17 protein-coding genes are annotated in these 18,160 nt (G+C 63.2%); 3 read left to right on the forward strand and 14 right to left on the reverse strand.

The genetic code is table 11. The annotated features are described in order from the left end of the window. Positions 1–203 precede the first annotated feature (203 nt). Positions 204–596, forward strand: coding sequence for a PRC-barrel domain-containing protein (locus tag AMK00_RS02585; protein WP_004668843.1), 393 nt, complete (start codon positions 204–206; stop codon positions 594–596). Between the two features lie 155 nt (positions 597–751). Here the strand turns inward: AMK00_RS02585 and AMK00_RS02590 are convergent, their stop codons facing one another. The 7 genes from AMK00_RS02590 to AMK00_RS30485 form a co-directional block, all read right to left on the reverse strand. Further along, the gene (locus AMK00_RS02590) at positions 752–3,205 is read right to left on the reverse strand and encodes a glycoside hydrolase family 2 protein (RefSeq protein ID WP_064809487.1); all 2,454 of its coding nucleotides are present in this window, start codon (positions 3,203–3,205) and stop codon (positions 752–754) included. 68 nt (positions 3,206–3,273) lie between these two features. Further along, positions 3,274–3,669, reverse strand: coding sequence for a VOC family protein (locus tag AMK00_RS02595; protein WP_010023464.1), 396 nt, complete (start codon positions 3,667–3,669; stop codon positions 3,274–3,276). 44 nt (positions 3,670–3,713) lie between these two features. Further along, on the reverse strand, positions 3,714–4,463 hold the full coding sequence (locus AMK00_RS02600; RefSeq protein WP_064809489.1) for an ABC transporter permease: 750 nt from the start codon (positions 4,461–4,463) through the stop codon (positions 3,714–3,716). Then, positions 4,460–5,404: an ABC transporter ATP-binding protein gene (locus AMK00_RS02605; RefSeq protein ID WP_064809491.1), complete on the reverse strand. Its 945-nt coding sequence runs from the start codon at positions 5,402–5,404 to the stop codon at positions 4,460–4,462. The genes AMK00_RS02600 and AMK00_RS02605 overlap by 4 nt, the downstream gene beginning before the upstream one ends. Then, the gene (locus AMK00_RS02610; RefSeq protein ID WP_064809492.1) at positions 5,401–6,567 is read right to left on the reverse strand and encodes an ABC transporter permease; all 1,167 of its coding nucleotides are present in this window, start codon (positions 6,565–6,567) and stop codon (positions 5,401–5,403) included. Before AMK00_RS02610 ends, AMK00_RS02605 begins: the two co-directional genes overlap by 4 nt. A 58-nt stretch (positions 6,568–6,625) precedes the next feature. Beyond that, a complete protein-coding gene (osmF, locus tag AMK00_RS02615; RefSeq protein ID WP_064809494.1) occupies positions 6,626–7,534 on the reverse strand; it encodes a glycine betaine ABC transporter substrate-binding protein OsmF in 909 nt (302 codons plus the stop codon). A gap of 186 nt (positions 7,535–7,720) precedes the next feature. After that, the gene (locus AMK00_RS30485) at positions 7,721–7,987 is read right to left on the reverse strand and encodes an acetyltransferase (RefSeq protein ID WP_237350425.1); all 267 of its coding nucleotides are present in this window, start codon (positions 7,985–7,987) and stop codon (positions 7,721–7,723) included. On the opposite strand from AMK00_RS30485, the gene AMK00_RS02620 reads away from it, so the two are divergent. Next, positions 7,955–9,184 (forward strand): LysR family transcriptional regulator, encoded by a 1,230-nt coding sequence (locus tag AMK00_RS02620; protein ID WP_064809496.1) that lies wholly within the window; start codon positions 7,955–7,957, stop codon positions 9,182–9,184. The two genes, AMK00_RS30485 and AMK00_RS02620, sit on opposite strands and share 33 nt — an antisense overlap. Continuing rightward, positions 9,181–9,906, forward strand: coding sequence for a copper homeostasis protein CutC (locus AMK00_RS02625; RefSeq protein WP_064809498.1), 726 nt, complete (start codon positions 9,181–9,183; stop codon positions 9,904–9,906). Before AMK00_RS02620 ends, AMK00_RS02625 begins: the two co-directional genes overlap by 4 nt. Before the next feature lie 227 nt (positions 9,907–10,133). Here AMK00_RS02625 and AMK00_RS02630 read toward each other — a convergent pair whose 3' ends face one another. From AMK00_RS02630 to AMK00_RS02660, 7 genes are all read right to left on the reverse strand, one after another. Beyond that, positions 10,134–11,153, reverse strand: coding sequence for a zinc-binding alcohol dehydrogenase family protein (locus AMK00_RS02630; protein ID WP_064809500.1), 1,020 nt, complete (start codon positions 11,151–11,153; stop codon positions 10,134–10,136). Between the two features lie 63 nt (positions 11,154–11,216). Next, on the reverse strand, positions 11,217–12,191 hold the full coding sequence (locus AMK00_RS02635) for an ABC transporter permease (RefSeq protein WP_003570656.1): 975 nt from the start codon (positions 12,189–12,191) through the stop codon (positions 11,217–11,219). 75 nt (positions 12,192–12,266) lie between these two features. Next, positions 12,267–13,820: a sugar ABC transporter ATP-binding protein gene (locus tag AMK00_RS02640; protein WP_064809502.1), complete on the reverse strand. Its 1,554-nt coding sequence runs from the start codon at positions 13,818–13,820 to the stop codon at positions 12,267–12,269. Positions 13,821–13,924: 104 nt separating this feature from the next. After that, positions 13,925–14,914, reverse strand: a complete 990-nt coding sequence (locus AMK00_RS02645; RefSeq protein WP_064809504.1) for an ABC transporter substrate-binding protein — start codon at positions 14,912–14,914, stop codon at positions 13,925–13,927. A gap of 208 nt (positions 14,915–15,122) precedes the next feature. Beyond that, on the reverse strand, positions 15,123–15,569 hold the full coding sequence (locus AMK00_RS02650) for an RbsD/FucU family protein (RefSeq protein ID WP_064809505.1): 447 nt from the start codon (positions 15,567–15,569) through the stop codon (positions 15,123–15,125). Between the two features lie 10 nt (positions 15,570–15,579). Then, positions 15,580–16,599: an aldo/keto reductase gene (locus tag AMK00_RS02655; RefSeq protein WP_064811624.1), complete on the reverse strand. Its 1,020-nt coding sequence runs from the start codon at positions 16,597–16,599 to the stop codon at positions 15,580–15,582. A gap of 47 nt (positions 16,600–16,646) precedes the next feature. Then, positions 16,647–18,149, reverse strand: coding sequence for a UxaA family hydrolase (locus tag AMK00_RS02660; RefSeq protein ID WP_064809507.1), 1,503 nt, complete (start codon positions 18,147–18,149; stop codon positions 16,647–16,649). Between the last annotated feature and the right edge of the window lie 11 nt (positions 18,150–18,160).

Raw genomic sequence — 18,160 nt, forward strand, 5'->3', positions numbered from 1 at the left:
CGCAATTGACCGGAAGCATCCTCCATCTTCCTGTCCGGCAGCTTATGCCATTGCCTGAACGGTTCAAGCCGAATGACGCTATACTAACCTTGACGTAAACGTCAACATTGGCTCGCCGCGTAGCCCTCGAAAGGCAGGGAACTTTGAGTCCGCCATGGCGTTGACCTTCACACCAACCATGAGGAACACCAAAGGAGGTTTCAATGCTGAACCAGGATACTGACGCCAGCCGCCGCGACCCTGACACCAAGGAAACGCATTCGCTGATCGCCAGCGACCGGGTCGAAGGCACCCGGGTCTATGGCTCCGATGGCCGGCATATCGGCTCGATCGAACGCCTGATCATCGGCAAGCGCGATGGCCGCGTCGCCTATGCGGTGTTGAGCTTCGGCGGCTTCCTGGGCATCGGACACGACCATTATCCGCTCCCCTGGGAAAAGCTGAACTACGATACCCAACTGGACGGCTATCGCATCGACCTGACCAAGGAGCAGATCGAAGGCGCCCCGAGCTATTCGGACGATGATGACACCTGGTACAACGATAATGGCCGCCGGGTCTATGACTACTACGGCGTGCCGCCCTACTGGATGTAACGTCGTCCGATGGACCGAGCTGGAAGGGCCCCGTGCGATGCGGGGCCTTTTTGGTGTGGTGACGTGCCTTACAAAAGTTGCCAGGAACTGGGAGGTCGCTGTATCTCTTCTTCGCCCCGAGGGGAGAAGAGGGAGTCGAGACGTTGCGGCGGCCTTTATTGTCGACCCGCGACAAGATCATTGGCCGACCGCAGCACTGTACCGACGACAAGGTCGTTGGCCGAAATCACCTTTGCCGTCTTCACCGCAAACACATGGCTCTCGCCCGGCAGCAGCGTCACCAGCATCGTATCCACCACAGCATCCGGATCGAGCCGATCCGCCATCAGGCAGAGGTCCTTGAGGAAATTCTCAGCCGTCACCTTCACGGCATAACCGCCCTCAGTGCCGGTCACATCGACCGCCAGCCGCGGCACCGGCAGGGCAAGCTCGATATCCTCGACGAAATAATGCAACGCTCGCCGGTCGAGGATCTCGACGACGATGACCTCGTCCTTTGATAAGTCCGGCCTGACGATATTCTCGGGCAGCGGAAATTCCTTGGCTTCGAAGCGGTCGCAGAGCAGGCGCCAGAATTCGAATTCGGCCAGCACGGTGCCGTCGAGCTTCAAACGTCTGCCGCTGATCTTCGCCCGCCAGAACAGCGTGCGTTCGTTGACCGCCACTGCCGCAAGTCCGCGGCCGCGCGGCTGGATGGTCAGCAGGCGTGGATCATAGGCTGCCTGCAGCGCATACCAGAGCGGCTTGCGGCGACCGGCCGAATCGAGCGCCGCCCAGGAGGTCACCGGCCAGCAGTCGTTGAACTGCCAGACCACCGCACCCCTACAGATCTCCCGATGCGAGCGCAGGTGCTCGATGGCGAAGCGGATGGCGCGGGCCTGATTGAGCTGGGTGGCGAAGTGCCAGTCGTCCATCGTCTTCGGCTCCGGCAGATGGCCGGCGAGGCCGCGGATCAGCTTGTCATTGCCGAGCGTCGCCTTCTGATGGTGGAAGACGCCGTTCGATTGCGGCGTCAGCGGCTGATCGTGCACGCTTTCTTCGATCGTCGCCCAGGCGGCCGGCGCCTGCCAGCCGAATTCGGAGCAGAAGCGCGGGATATAGTCGCGGTAGACCTCGTAGCCGACATCGTTCCACACGTCCCATATATGTTTGCAGCCATGTCCGTCGGCATTCGGCTCGATCTCCATCGAGCCGGAATAGGGGCTGCCGGGATAATAGGGCCGGTCGGGATCGAGCTCACTGCAAAGCCTCGGCAGCAGGTCGAGATAATAGCCGAGCCCCCAGCTCTCCCCTTGCTTGATGATCGGCCGCCAGCCCCATTCGTCGAAGCCCCAGATATTCTCATTGTTGCCGTTCCACAGGATCAGCGAAGCATGCGGCATCAGCCGCACGACATTGTCGCGCACCTCGGCCTCGACCTCGCTTCGAAGCGGCTCCTCCTCCGGATAGGCGGCGCAGGCAAAGAGGAAATCCTGCCAGACCAGCATGCCCATGCGGTCGCAGGCCTCGTAGAATTCGTCGCGCTCGAAGATGCCGCCGCCCCAGACGCGCAGCATGTGGATATTGGCGGCCTTCGCCTCCTCGATCCGGGCGACATAGCGCTCGGCCGTCACCCGCGAGGGGAAACAATCGTCGGGGATCCAGTTCGCGCCGGCGATGAACAGCGGCACGTCGTTGATGACGAAGGTGAAGGCCGAGCCGTGCGCGTCGGCCGCGGTGTCGAGCCTGAGCGACCGGAAACCAAGCTCCCGTTCATAGGTGTCGAGCAGATCGCCGCCGGCATCGTCGATGAGCTCGAGCGTCAGGGGATAAAGCGGCTGCGCCCCGAGATGGTGCGGCCACCAAAGTTTTGGCGAGGGAAGGACGAGCTCGAAGGTGACTTCATCTTCTTCAGGCCTAATCACAACCGTTGTCGTCACGCCGCCGATCGCGGCGGCCAGCCGGCACGTCGTCTCGCCATGTCGTGCCACCTTCGCATGGATCTTCACCAGCCCGTCGCCGCCGGCAAGGCTTGCCGAGACTCGTGTCTCGACAAGCCGCGCCCGGTCCCAGCTTTCCAGCCGCACCGGTTTCCAGAGACCTGATGTCACCAGCGTCGGACCCCAGTCCCAGCCGAAATTGCAGGCCATCTTGCGCATCAGATTGCCCGGCCCCGGATAGTTGTTCGGCCGGTAGCCGTAATGTTTCTCCATCTCCGCGCCATAGGCATAGGCCGAGCGGAAGCTGACCGTGAGTTCATTGGCGCCTGTTTTCAGCAGCCCGGAAACATCGAAACGATAGGTGCGATGCATGTTGAAGCTGCGGCCGATCTCTTCGCCGTTCAGCGCGATGACCGCGACCGTATCGAGCCCGTCGAAGACGAATTCCCACACCCTGTCATCATCGGGTGCGGCCTCGAAGCTGCAGCGATAGGTCCAGTCGGTCTTGCCGATCCAGTCATTGGTGATCTCGTTGACGTCGATATAGGGATCGGGGATCAGCCGGCTGGCGAGAAGGTCGAGATGCACGCAGCCCGGCACCGTCGCAGCGATTGTTTCCGGCAGGTCCGGTCTTGCTGTATCGTTGCAGGAGAGCGTCCAGCCAGAATTGAGCACGGTCTTCTCGATCATGGCGGGCTCCTGATTAATGCCGCTCGAAACTGTGGTGGGGGGTGCTTTAGGAGGGGCGCCGCGGCGCGTCAGAGAAACCGGCCGTGGCGCTGCAGCACTTCGATCTTGTAGCCGTCGGGATCGCTGACGAAGAAGAACAGGCCGAAGAGCCTGCCGTCGCGATTGAGCTCCACCAGCTCACCCGGCTTAAGCCCAAGTTTCAGCATGCGCTCGCGCTCGACCGCCACTTCTTCGACCGAAATGGCGAGATGGCCATAGGCATTGCCGAGATTATAGGGCTCGGTCCGGCCCTTGTTGACGGTCAGCTCCAGTTCGAAGCCGGTCTCGGCATTGCTCAGATAAATCAGCGTGAAGGTTTCGAAATCGACGCGATCGGCAACTTCAAGGCCAAAAGCCTTGCGATAGAAGTCGACCGAACGCGCCTCGTCGAGAACGCGGATCATGGAGTGGATCATCTTCGCCAATTCTGCCTCCCATTCTTTCGGTCACGCCTGTGGTAGCGGTCCTTTCACACCGCGCGCAAGCCGATTCTTCGCGTGATCGCGCCTTCGACAAGGCCCATGGCGTCATAGATCAGCACCGCCATCAGCCCGACGATCAGCCCGCCCTGCAGGATGAAGGCGGTATTGTCCGAAATCAGCCCGGCAATGATCACCTCGCCGAGGCCCTTGGCCGCCACCGTCGAGCCGATCGTTGCCGTGCCGATATTGATGACGGTCGCGACCTTCAGCCCTTCGAGGATCAGCGGCAGGGCAAGCGGCAGCTCGACCCGCAACAGCCGCTGGGTGGCACTCATGCCCATGCCGTCGGCGGCATCAAGCACCTGCGGCGACACCTGCTTCAGGCCGGCGACGGTATTCTCGAAGATCGGCAGAAGGCCGTAAAGAAACAGTGCGATCAGCGTCGGCATGGCGCCGAAGCCGGTGGCGGGGACGGCGAGCGCCAGCACCGCGACCGGCGGAAAGGTCTGCCCGGCATTGGCAATCGCCCGCGACAGCGGCAGGAAGTCGGCGCCGCTTTCGCGGGTGACGAAGATGCCGCCGAGCACGGCGAGCACGGCACTGCAGGCGATCGATCCGACGACGAGCTGCAGATGGCCGGCGGCGAGCGACGCAAGGCTGTTCTGCGTATAGACGGCCGGCGCATTGTTGCTGGTCAGCGGCGTCAGCAGGAAGGAAAGCCACTCGGTCCTGAACAGCAGGATGAGCAGCAGGGCGAGCGCCGCCAGGCGGAAGAGATTGGCGACGAGGAGTTTCATGCCTTGCGGCCCAGTTCGAGCAGCCGCGTCATCGAGATTGAGCCGACAGGCGCCTTTTCGCCATCCTGCACGGCCGCTTCATCGACCCCTTGCCAGATCATTTCGGCGAGCGCATCGCGCAGGCTGAGCGACTGCGGCAGGGCATAGGCAAGGCCGCTCTTGGCCGGTTCCATGCTCTCTTTCAGCGGCAGCAGCGACATCAGCTTCAGCGCCCGGTCGGAGGTGCCGGTCAGTTGCTGGACGAAGGGATCGGCCGGTTCGGTGAGGATCTTTTCCGGCGTCGAACATTGCAGCAATCTGCCCTGGCTCATCACCGCGATCTGATTGCCGAGATGGAAAGCCTCGTCCATGTCGTGGGTGACGAGAATGATGGTGGTGCCGAACTGCTTCTGGATCGCCAGCAGGTCGTCCTGCGCCTTGCCGCGGATGACGGGATCGAGGGCGCCGAAGGGTTCGTCCATCAGCAGCAGTTCCGGTTCGGCCGCCAGCGCCCGGGCGACCCCGACGCGCTGCTGCTGGCCGCCGGAAAGCTGGTGCGGATATTTGTCGGCGAAACTTGCCGGATCGAGGTTGAACAGTCCGAGCAGTTCTTCGACGCGGGCGGCGATACGTGCCGAATCCCATTCGAGAAGCTGCGGCACGGTGGCGATGTTCTGCGCGACGGTTCGATGCGGAAACAGGCCGTGCCCCTGGATGGCGTAGCCGATCCTGCGGCGAAGCTCGGTCACTTCGACGTCCATGACATTCTGGCCGCCGACGAAGATCTCGCCTTCGGTGATCGGCACCAGCCGGTTAATCATTCGCATCAGCGTCGATTTGCCGGAGCCCGACGTGCCGACGACGACGGTGATCGAGCCCTTTTCGACCTGCATCGAGACATTGTCGACGACGGTGGCAGCGCCATAGCGCTTGGTGACGTTGCGGATTTCGATCATGCTCATGCGGCAGGCCCCCGGATGCTGTCGATGACCGCATCGAGGATGACGGCCGATGAGAAGGCGAAGAAGACGGTCGGCACGGCGCCGAGCAGCACCAGATCCATCGCGGTCTGGCCGAGCCCCTGGAAGATGAAGATGCCGAAGCCGCCGCCGCCGATCAACGCGGCGATCGTCACCATGCCGATCGCCTGCACCAGCACGATGCGGATGCCGGTAAGAATGACCGGAAAGGCGAGCGGCATGTCGATACCAACAAGGATCTGCCGGCGCGTCAGCCCCATGCCGGCCGCGGCATCGCGCACCGACGGATCGACGCCCTGCAGGCCGACGACGGTATTGGCAACGATCGGCAGCAGCGAATAGAGCACCAGCGCAATCAGCGCCGGCGCCGTGCCGATGCCGCGGATGCCGATCGCTGATGCCAGCGGCACATGGGTGGCGAGATAGCCGAGCGGCAGCATCAGCAAGCCGAAGAGCGCCAGGCTCGGGATCGTCTGGATGAGGCTCAGACCCTGCAGCACGACGGCCCGCAGCCGCGGCACCCAGAAGCAGAGGATGCCGAGCGGCAGGCCGAGAATAATGGCGATGGCAAGCGAGCCGAGCGCCAGCAACAGATGCGAAATCGCTTCCGTCTCGAATTGCGGCGCCCGCGTCGCAAACTCCTTCATGATCGACAGGCTGTCGAGCAGGCCGGAGGCAAGCGAGATGAACAGCAGCGCCGTATAGGCGGCGAGCGCCACCACCCGCATCCACGGCGCCAGCCTTATCTTCACCAGCGCATCGGAGATGATGAGCCCGATCACCGCAAACAGCACCCAGAAACCGCCGCCGGGCGTCATGCGCGCCACGGTGCTGCCGGGCGGCGTCGCCGCGCTCGAGACCAGGCCGATCGCGACGACCAGCGCCACAAGGCAGAGCGTGGCGATGACAAGCCGCGCCACTGCGCTGCGCAGAAACAGCGCCGCCAGGGCGGTGAGAATAAGCAGGGCGGTCAGGACGACGACGGAAGGCTGGGGAAAGAGCTGGGTGAGCAGCATCGGCTTGCCGGCGGCGATCCGGTTCGCCTTGACGTAGATGAAGGGCATCAGTGCGGTGGCCGCAATGCCGCCGGCCACCAGAACCGCGCCGAGCCGGTCCAGCCTGCGGACCGCTGAGGTTTCGTCCATCGATCCAACCTTATGGGGAAAGGACGCTCCGCCCGCTGCCGGGCGGAGCGGGCGATGATTACTTCAGGAAGCCTTTTTCCTTGAGATAGGCCTCGGCGACGGATTTTGCCGGCTCGCCGTCGACCTGGATCTTGGCGTTGAGCTTGCGCAGCTCGTCGGCGCTGAGGCTCTTGAAGATCGGCGAGAGGATTTCCTCGATCTTCGGATTGGCCTTCAGCACCGCTTCGCGGATGATCGGGGTCGGCGCATAGACCTGCTGCACACCCTTGTCGTCTTCGAGAACGGTGAGTTCGGCCGCTTCGATCGCGCCGTCGGTGCCGTAGACCATGGCGGTGTTGACGCCGTTCGTCTGGTCGGCCGCCGCCTTGATCGTCGCCGCCGTGTCGCCGCCGGAGAGAACGACCATCTGGTCGGGTTTCAGCTCGAAGCCGTAGGTCGTCTGGAAGGCGGGAAGCGCGCCGGCCGAATTGACGAATTCGGATGAGGCCGCAAGCTTGGCGGTGCCGCCGCCGGCAACCCACTTGCCGAAATCGGACATGGTCTTCAGCTTGTTCGGGCTGGCGACGTCGTTGCGCACGGCGAGCGCCCAGGTGTTGTTGGCGGGCGAGGGCGTCAGCCAGACGATCTTGTTGGCGTCATAATCGAGCTTCTTTGCCAGCTCATACCCCTGGTCGTTGTTCTTCCAGGCCGCGTCGTCGGCCTTGTTGAAGAAGAAGCCGGCATTGCCGGTATACTCAGGGTAGATATCGATTTCGCCTGCGGTGATCGCCTTGCGCACCACGGGTGTGGCGCCGAGCGCGATGCGGTCCTGCGTCTTGATGCCGTTTGCTTCGAGCGCCAGTGCGATGACGTTGCCGAGCAGCGTGCCTTCCGTATCGATTTTCGACGAGACGACGACGTCTGCGGCCTGAACCGCACCCGCCGCGAAGGCGGAGAGCGAGACGGCAAGTGCGAGTTTCTTCAGCATGGAATATCCCCTGTTTTAACACCGTTAACGTGGCGCAGCCCCCCGGCGGGAGGCGTCTGCGCAGGAAATCCGCCGGCGAAGGCGACAAGGCCGCCATCATGCCGGAATTGCGTGCGTCATGGAAATAGCGTGCACACTCGAAAAATCGATGCAGGCCCCCTCCAGTATTTGCGTTCGCGCCGGTGATTATGGCGGCGAACGCGGCCCGGCGCGCGGAAAGGCATTCCCTTTTCCAGGTCCGGCACGATTTGTTTTTGTTCCCTTGCGTGTTTCCGCGATGGTTCCGGTGCTCTTGCGCGGATAACCGCCGCCCGGATTATTATGACGGCGACGATAGCCCGGCTCTGTCGAGGCAGGGATATCTTTTTTCGCGAACACATCATATCGTCCGGTTTTTAAAGCGCTTTCCGGAGCCAGCCTTTGCATCTCGGCGCCCTGTTCATCATCCGTCACGTCCTGACCTCGGCTTCGGTCCGCGAAACCGCGCGCCGCTTCCAACTGTCGCCCTCCACCGTGTCTGCGGCCATCCGCAATGCCGAGACCGAACTGGCGATGAAGCTGACGGAACGCGCCTCCGGCGAGCTGGTGACGCTGATCGCAAGCGGCGGCGTGCTCGAAGGCCTGGAGCCGATCACGGCCGCGATCGGCGAACTCTGCCTATTCGCCGGCCATGCAGGCGCCGGCGGCATCGATGAGGCCTGGGCCGCCCGCATTCCCGTCAAGATCGGCGCGATCGAGCGGTTCCTCGAGGTCGCCGACCAGGGCAGCATCAACCGCGCCGCCCGCCGCCTGCATCTCGGTCAGCCGCAGCTTTCGCTGCAGCTTGCCAATCTTGAAAAATTTCTTGGTCGCCGGCTGTTCGAACGGCAGGCGCAGGGCTCGGTGCTGACGGAGGAGGGCCGGCGCGCCTACCAGATCTTCATGGCGATCAGCCAGGCGTGGAACGATCTGAAATCGGCGGCCGACGAGCGCTATCGCCGCACCGCCCGGTCGCTGCGCATCGGCTCGATCATCCCGACCGGATCGGAAAGCTGGGTGGCGCGCTGCCTCGGCCTGCTGGTCTCCGAATGGAACGCGCGCCGCAGCAACAATGCGATCTCGCTGGTCTCGATGACCGCCGACGATCTGCGCGAGGCAATGAAGAGCGGCCGCATCGATGTGGCGATCCTGGATTCGGTCTTCGGCCTGGAAAGCTTCCGGCATCGTGAACTGCTGCAGACGGACATGGTGGTGATCGCGCCGCCGCAAAGCACGCAAACCTCGGTCGCCGATCTCGTCGCCGGTCATGCCATCTGCATGCCGAGTCCGCGCACCGGCCTCGGCCATGCGGCCATGGCCTTCAGCGCCGAGCGTGCACCCGACCGGCGCTTGCGCAGCCGCGATATCACCGCGGCGGATTCACTGCCGGTGATCGTCGACCTCGTCGCCAATCACGGTTACGTCTCCTTCCTCGGCCGTGTCAGCGCCATGCCGATCGCCGACAAGGTGCGCATCGTCGATCTCGACGAGGCCCTGCCGATGTCCTATCACGTCGCCTTCAACCATCGCAAAGCCGCCGCCGATGCCTCTGCCGTCATCATCGCGGCGGCGGCAAGAATAACGTCGGAGACCGTCGCGAAAACCGACGCAGTCAGGGAGAGCGCCGCATGACGATCCTGCTGGAAGTCTGTGTCGACAGCGCCGAGGGCCTTGCCGCCGCCATCGAAGGTGGCGCCGGCCGCATCGAGCTCTGCTCGGCGTTGGAGCTCGGCGGCCTGACGCCATTGCCGAGCCTGATGCGGATCGCCGCCCGGGCGCCCATTCCTGTTTACGCGATGATCCGCCCGCATGCCGGCCCCTTCATCTTCGGCAGCGCCGACGAGGAAGCGATGCTGCTCGATATCGACGCCGTGCGCGCCGCCGGCCTCGCCGGCGTCGTCATCGGCGCCAATCGGCCTGATGGTACGCTCGACATGCCGCTGATCCACCGCCTGAAGGCACATACTTCAGGCTTGGGATCAACGCTGCACCGGGCTTTCGATCTGGTGCCGGATGCCAACCAGGCGCTGGAGCAGGCGGTCGAGCTCGGTGTTGAGCGCATCCTCACCTCCGGCTGCGCGTTGAAGGCCGCCGATGGCATCGAAAAGCTGAAACGCCTCTCGGCAAAGGCCGCCGGCCGCATTTCGATCATGCCCGGCAGCGGCATCCGCCCCGCCAATGTCACTGCCATCTTGCAGGCAACCGGCGCCCGCGAAGTGCATGGGTCCTGCAGCTCGCCGGTCGAAAGCGTCGACCCACGTGCGGTTGCCTTCGGCTTCGAGGCGAAGAGCAGCAACAGGACGGATGTCGATGTTGTCAGGGATATGCGCAGGGCGATTGCGGCTGCGGGTTAGCGGCTGCCGCTTGTCCCTGATCCGGCTGCCGCCACCGACGGGGGTCGAGCCACTGGTCTCGACCCGTCCTTCGGACCCCCGCTTGGGGGGGAGAAGGGGATATGCCGCGACCTCTCCGTTCCCCACCAACCTCTCGCAGGGCACGTCCCCTCGCCCCGTTTACGGGGAGAGGGTTAGGTGAGGGGCAGTTATAAGCGCAAACCGCTCCCCACCTTTCTAAAAATACCCTAACCGCCAACCCGGATCACCGCCTTAATGAGCCCGCTCTTCTCACGCGCCCAGCGGGCGAGGTCGCGCGGTGCGTCGGCGAGCGTCGTGCGGTGGGTGATGAGCTTGTCCACCGGCACAAGGCCCTTGGCGATCGAATCCGCCACATGTTCGAAATCGGCGCGGGTGGCGTTGCGGCTGCCGATCAGCATCATTTCGCGCTTGTGGAATTCCGGGTCGGAGAAGCGGATATCGTCCTTGACGACGCTGACCAGCACCAACGCGCCGCCATGGGCGACGAAGGAGAAGGCTTTTTCCATCGACGGGCCGTAGCCGGTCGCATCGAACACCACGTCGAAACCGTCGTTATTGGTCTTTTCCTTGACGGCCTCGGCCGTCGCCTCGTTGGCGACGATGCCGGAGCTAAAGCCGAAGCGCTCCGATGCCATCTGCAGCCGTTCGGCACTGGTATCGAGCAGCGTCACCTCGTGACCGGCAATGCGCGAGAAGATCGCCGCGCCGAGGCCGATTGGGCCGGCGCCGATGACGAGTGCGCGCTGGCCGGCGCCGGCCAGCGAGCGGCGCACCGCATGCGCGCCGATCGCCAGAAATTCCGTGGTCGCCGCCGCCTCCAGGCTGAGGCCCCTGGCGGGGTAGAGATTGCCTGCCGGAACAGAGATCTCTTCGCAGAAGGCACCGTCGGTATGGACGCCGAGCACCTTGATGTCGGTGCAGCAATTCGGCTTGCCCTTGATGCAGGCGACACATTGGCCGCAGGAGAGATAGGGGTTGACGATAACAGGTGTGCCGGTCGCAAGCGTTACGCCCTCACCGGCTTCGACGACCGTCGCCGAGATCTCGTGCCCCATCACCCGGGGATATTCGAGGAAAGGGTGTTTGCCCTCGAAGATATGATAATCCGTGCCGCAGATGCCGACATGGCTGACGGCGAGCCGCACCCAGCCGGGCGCCGGTGCGGCGGGAGATGGCCGCTCGACGATCTCGAGCACGCCGGGCTCACGACAAACAACTGCTTTCATGACAGGTCTCGCATTCCTCGAAATTGAAGAAGCCGGCCTGTCCGACCGGCTTCTCTGTGTTTCTCAATTGCTCTTGCGGCGGCGCAGCTGGTCGAAGAACACGATCACGATGATCAACAGACCGGTGATGATGCGCTGCCAGAAGGAATTGACGTTCAGAAGGTTGGCGCCGTTGTTGATGGTGGCGAGAATGAAGGCGCCGATCAACGGGCCGTGCACGGAGCCGACCGCCCCGAACAGGCTGGTGCCGCCGATAACGGAGGAGGCGATCGCCTGCAGTTCCCAGCCGTCGGCCTGTGTCGCGTTGCCGATGGCGATGCGCGAGGCGAGCAGCACGCCGACGAAGGCGGCAAAGCCGGCCGAGAGGATATAAGCGAGATAGATCATGCCCTTGACGTTGACGCCGGAAAGGCGCGCCGCTTCCGCATTCGAGCCGACCGCGAAGAGATAGCGGCCCCAGCGGCTCAAATGCAGGAAGACGAAGGAAGGCACCGCCACCAGGATGACCATCCAGAACAGGCTCGGAATGCTGAGGAAATCGGCCCGCGCGAAATTGCTGAAACTCTCGTCGGTGATGCTGATCGTCGAGCCGTTGGTGATCAGCAGGCCGATGCCGCGTAGCGACGTCAGCGTTGCCAGCGTGATGATGAAGGGCGGCAGGCCCATATGCACGATGCCGAAGCCGTGGAAGGCGCCGATCGCCACACCGATGGCGAGCGTCAGCACGATAGCGCCCCAGAGCGGCACGCCGGCCTGCAGGAGCCAGGCGATGATGACGGTGCAGAAGCCGACGATGGCGCCGACCGACAGATCGATGCCGGCGGTGATAATGACGAAGGTCTGGCCGAGCGCCAGAATCGCCGTCATCGCCCCCTGACGCAGCAGGTTCGAGATGTTGAGCGGCGTCCAGAAGCTCGGGGTGACCAGCCCAAGCACGACCCAGAGGAAGATCAAGAGCCCGATCAGCGTCAGGCCGAACAGGATGTTCATTTTCCGGCGCGGCGGCGGCGCGACGATTTCGGTGGGGGTGGCAGTCATGAATTTTCTCCCTCTTAGAGCCTTTCCGTTTTTTTCCGAACCGCGGAAATGCTCTATCTCTTTGTTGTCTCGTGCTCAGACGCCGATCGCTTCGCTGAGCACTTCTTCATGCGTCGCCGCGTGATAATCATGGCTGGCGACGATCCTGCCGCCGCGGAAGACGTGCAGCCGGTCGGCCAATTCGTAGACCTCGGGCAGATAGGAGGAGATCAGGATGATGCCGGCGCCCTCCTTCAGAAGCTTGGCGAACAGCCGGTAGATCTCAGCCTTGGTGCCGACGTCGACGCCGACCGTGGGTTCGTCGAAGATGAACAGCCTGGCGCCGTGGCTTAGCCACTTGCCAATGACGATCTTCTGCTGGTTACCGCCCGACATGCTGGAGGCCGGAACACGCCGGCTCGGCGTCTTAATGCTGAGATTGCGGATCTGATTGTCGGCATTCGCCGATTCCCGCGCATGGTTGATGACCGGCCCGTAGCTGAGGCGCCCGAAGACCGGCAGGTTGATATTGAGGCCGATCGACTGATTGAGGCAGAGCCCCTGGTCGCGCCGGCTTTCCGGCGCCAGAGCAATGCCGAGCTCCATCGCGGTGCGTTCGTTCCGGATGTCGACGCGCTTGCCCATCCAGTGGATTTCGCCGGCGCTTGTCGGCTGGCGCCCATAAAGGCCGAGCGCAAATTCGCTACGTCCGGCACCGATCAGGCCATAGAGGCCGACGATCTGTCCTGATTTGACGCTGAGCGACACGTCCTCGAAGCCCGGACCCGAAAGCCCTTTGACCTCGACGATCGTCTCGCCGAAGGCGATCTCTTCCTTATGGTAGATCTGCTCGATCGAGCGGTTGATCATCAAAGCGATCAGCTCGGCATCGTTGGTCTCGCCGATCAGCCGGGTGCCGACATGCGTGCCGTCGCGCAGCACCGAGACACGGTCGGCCAGTTCGAAGACCTCCTCCATGCGATGGCTGATATAGACGATCGTGACGCCTTCGCCCTGCAGGCGGCGGATCAGCTTGAACAGCTGCGCCGATTCCTGGCGGGTGAGATAGGCGGTGGGTTCGTCGAAGATCAGGAACTGCGTGCCGCGCATCGCCGCGCGCGCCGTTGCCACCAGCTGCTGCTGGCCGATCGTCAGCGAACTTAGAAGCGCGCCGGCCGGCAGGCCGAAGCCGAGATCGTCGAGCACGGCCTGGCCCATCTTCTCCATCTGCTTCTTGCGCATCAGGCCGTAGCGGTTGACCTCGTCGCCGAGGAAGAGATTGGCGGCGACTGTCAGGTGTGGGCAGAGCACCACTTCCTGGTGGACGGCGTTGATGCCGCGGGCGATCGCCTCGTTCGGCGTCGACAGCCCCACCGGGTGACCGCACCACAACACCTCGCCGGCCGTGCGGGTGATGACGCCGGTGAGCAATTTGATCAGAGTGGATTTGCCGGCGCCGTTTTCGCCGACGATGGCGTGGATCTCTCCCGCCAGGAAGGTCAGCGTCGCCGGTTTCAGCGCCTGCACATGACCGTAATTCTTCTGCAGGCCTTTGAGTTCGAGGATAGGCGACCCGGTGGGAATGCGATTGGCTTCTTTCAGCGTGGCGCTGTCATCATGGCGATGACTGACCTCTTCCAGTCCGATCATGGACCTCTCCTCCTCTTGTCGTCTCTCGCTCCATCCCGGGTGAATCATACCATGGATGAAAAAAGCCGCGCCGGTTTTTGAGCCGGCGCGGCCATCTTGTTCTATTACTTGATCTTCGGGTTCAGCAGCGCATCGATCTTCGGATCGGCCATATTAGCCTTGGTCACGAGGTTGGCGCCGGTATCGACATTTTCCGGAACCTTCTCGCCCTTGGAGACGGCGAGCGCGGTCTTGATGCCGTCATAACCCATGCGATAGGGGTCCTGAACGACGAGACCGGCAATGGCGCCGTCCTTGAGGAAGCCGACCGTCTTGTCGTCGCTGTCGAAGCCGATGACCTTGATCTTGTCGCCGAGCTTGTTTTCGGCGATCGCCTGGCCAACGCCCTGCGCCAGGATGAGGTTCGAGGCGAAGACGCCGACGAGTTTCGGGTTGGCCGTGATCAGGTCGGTCATCATGTTGAGGCCAGTCGTTGCCTGGCCATCACCATACTTGTCGGCAATGACCTTGAGGCCGGGATGCTTGGTCTTGATCTGATCCAGGAAGCCTTCGCGGCGCTGTTCCAGCGAGCCGACGCCGGGAAGATTGGTGAGGATGACGATGTCGCCTTCTTCCTTGCCCGTCATCTCCTTGATCGCGGCGGCAAGACCGTCGGCGGCGATGCGGCCGCCCTGGACGTTGTCGGTCGTCAGGAACGACTTGAACGCCTTGGAGTCGGCGCCCGAATCGATGCCGATGATCGGAACCGACTTGGCGGCTTCATCGATCGGCTTGCCGAGCGCCTTGAATTCGGTCGGCGAAATGACGATGGCGGCCGGCTTGCCGGCGACGGCGTTCTCGAGAATGCTGATCTGGCCGTTGATGTCGGATTCTGCCTGGGCGCCGAGTTCCGGCACGTTGACGCCGAGATCCTTGCCCGCCTTGCGAGCGCCGGCCAGAACGATCTGCCAGTAGAAGGACGTCGTGTCCTTGACGATGATCGGGATCGTCACATCGGCGGCAAAGGACGTGACCGGCATCGCCGTGGCGATGACGGCGGCACCCGCGAGCGCGGTAAAGGCGCGACGCGACAGAATGGATTTCACGATGCTCATAAGGGTTCTCCTCTCAGGATGCGTTCTCCTCCAATAAACCGGACCGCTGAACGCTGGCGGAGGGTTTTTATCGATAAAAAACATTTGCAGGCAGAAGCTAGCCGAGGAGCAATCAAATTGCAAGAGCGTCAATTGCGCTTTTTTGCTCCGAAAAACTCCTCCCAAGCATCTGATTTCATTTCAATACAACGATAGCCTAAAATAGCTATCAGGTGAAATCGACCTCATGCGGATGCACGACGCCCTTTTTCAAAATCAAGTTGCCGTACAGCCGGAATTCGGTGGTCGCGACGATGTAGGCGGCCTTGCGCGCCATCGCATAGAAGGCGAAGCGCTCGACCGGGACAATCGAAAAATCGCCGGCGCGCTTCGAAACGATCTGCTGGAACTCGGCGCAGACTTCGGGCACGGCCTGCGGGTCGCCGACCACCTCCATCCGCCATGCCGTTTCCGGCACGAAGGTGTCGAGCGGCATATGTGTCAGGATCGCTTCGGCCATCGCGGTGGCGCTGACGCCGTCGGCGCGGATGACCGGCGGGCCCATCGAGCCCGCGGGGAAATTGGCGTCTGCGATAACGATGTCGTCGCCATGCCCCATCGTCTTCAGGGCATGGAGCAGGTCGGGACCGAGCAGCGGATGAATACCCCTCAGCATAGTTGTCTCCTCAGACTCGGACCGCTTCGGCGCCGAGCGGCGGCGCGGTGAGCGTATAGGGCTCGAATTCGGTAAAGATGCCCTCGGCAAGCGGCGGCTCGACGATTTCCATGTTGCGGGTCAGGCTCGACGGCTTGGCGGTGCCGATCAGCACCGAGGCGACGAGGGGATCGCGCAGCGGAAACTGCATGGCGGCGGCCGCGAGCGGCACGCCGTGACGCTTGGCGATCGCCTCCATGGCGCCGACCTTGGCAAGCACGTCCGCATCGGCCGGCATATAGTCGAAATGCGAGCCCGGCACCGGACCGGTGGCGAGAATGCCGGAGTTGAAGACGCCGCCGACGACGAGCGAGGTGCCCTTCTGCCGGCAGAGCGGCAGCAGTTCCTCCACTGCGGAGCGGTCGAGCAGCGTGTAGCGGCCGGCAAGCAGAATGCAGTCGAGATCGGCATGGCGCATGACGTCGAGGCAGACGGGCACTTCGTTGACGCCGAGGCCGAAGGCGGAGATCGCCCCGGAAGACTTCAGCTCTTCCAACGCCTTCACGCCCGAATCGAGCAGCTGCTTCTTATAGACCGCGTTCTTTGCCGCCCCATGCGTATAGACGCCGATATCGTGCACATAGAGAATATCGATGCGGTTGAGGCCGAGACGGGCATAGCTGAACTCGACCGAGCGCATGATGCCGTCATAGGAATAGTCGTAATCGGCATCGAAGGAGAGCGGATCGACATAGCTGTAATCCGGCACCGTCCCCGTCGGCACCGGACGAAGCAGCCGGCCGACCTTGGTGGACAGCACGTAAGCGCCGTCCGGCTGGTCGCGCAGGAAATCGCCGACGCGCCGTTCGGCAAGGCCGAGCCCATACCAGGGCGCGACGTCGAAATAGCGGATGCCGCTGTCCCAGGCGGCCTGTAGCGTTTCCATCGCCTGCTCACGCGGGCATGCGCGGTAGAGACCACCCAGTGGAGCTGCGCCGTAGCTGATCTCGGTCACCTCAAGCCCGGTCTTGCCGATCCGTCTCGTCTTCATCATGCCCCCTCGGGAATTGCATAAAAACAAAAGCTTAGCATCGCAATCTAGAGCGTTGCGCCGAGATGCCAAGGCACGAATTCGTTATCGCCGTAACCGAAGATCTCGCTCTTGGTCTTCTTGCCGGAGGCCGTGTCGACGATCAGATCGAAGATTTCGCGGCCCTTGCCGCTGATCGTCGCATCACCCGTGGCGATCGTGCCGCAATCGATGTCCATATCCTCCTCCATCGAGGCGTAGAGAGCCGAATTGCTCGAAAGCTTCAGCGACGGCGCCGGCCGGCAGCCGAAGCAGCTGCCGCGCCCTGTCGTAAAGGCGATCATGTTGGCCCCGCCGGCCACCTGGCCGGTCGCCGAGACCGGGTCATAGCCGGGGGTATCCATGAAGACCAGGCCGGGGGCTGTCACCCGCTCAGCATAGCCATAGACCGCCGTCAGCGGCGAGCGGCCACCCTTGGCAACCGCGCCGAGCGACTTTTCCAGGATGGTGGTGAGACCGCCGCGCTTGTTGCCGGGCGACGGGTTGTTGTCGAGCGAGGCGCCGTGCAGGGCGACATAGTTTTCCCACCAGGCGATTTTCTCGTCGAGCTTTCTCGCCACCTCGTCGCTGACGGCGCGGCTGCGCAGCAGATGTTCGGCACCATAGATTTCCGAGGTCTCCGACAGGATCGCCGTGCCGCCGGCCGCCGCCAGGAGATCGGCGGCGACGCCGAGCGCCGGATTGGCGGTGATGCCGGAAAAGCCGTCCGAACCGCCGCATTGCAGTCCGATGATGATCTCGCCGATCGAGATCGGCACCCGCTTCTCCTTGCCGACATCGGCGGCGATCTCGCGCAGCACGCCCATGGCGCGCTCGACCGCACGGCGCGAACCGCCGGCGTCCTGGATGTTGAAATGCCGTTTCGAGGCGCCCGCACCGCTCTGGCCGTAAAGCGTCAGCTGGTTGACCTCGCAGCCGAGGCCGATCATCAGCACGCCGCCGAAATTGACATGTCTGGTATAGCCGGCAAGCGTGCGGTGCAGCACATTCATGCCGTCGCCGGTGGAGCTCATGCCGCAGCCTTGGTCATGCACGATCGGCACGAAGCCATCGATGCCGTCATAATGCGGCAGGATCGTCCGGTTCGCCTCGTCGGCGATCGCCCGGCAGACGGTGGTGGAACAGTTCACGCTGGCGATGATGCCGATATAGTTGCGCGTCGCCGCCCGCCCGTCGGCGCGGCGATAGCCCATGAAGGTGCGCGCCTTGTCTTCGGCCGTCGCCGTCTCCGGCGCCGAATTGGCGGTGGCGGCCAGCCGGTCGTTTTCGAAATGCAGATTATGGCTGTGCACATGCTCGCCGGCCTTGACCTCGGCGGTGGTGCGGCCGATCGCCTGTCCGTATTTCACCACGGCGGAGCCGAGCGGAATATCGGCGATCGCCACCTTGTGGCCCGGCTCGATCTTCTGGCGGGCTGCAATGCCGGCAACCGTGGAGCCCTCGGCGATGGCGGACGTTGCGACCGCGACATTGTCGCCGGCCGACAGGATGATCCAAGGCTGTTTGTCCAATCTCTTCTCCC

The organism is Rhizobium sp. N621, from assembly GCF_001664325.1.
In the GTDB taxonomy this organism is placed as follows: domain Bacteria; phylum Pseudomonadota; class Alphaproteobacteria; order Rhizobiales; family Rhizobiaceae; genus Rhizobium; species Rhizobium esperanzae.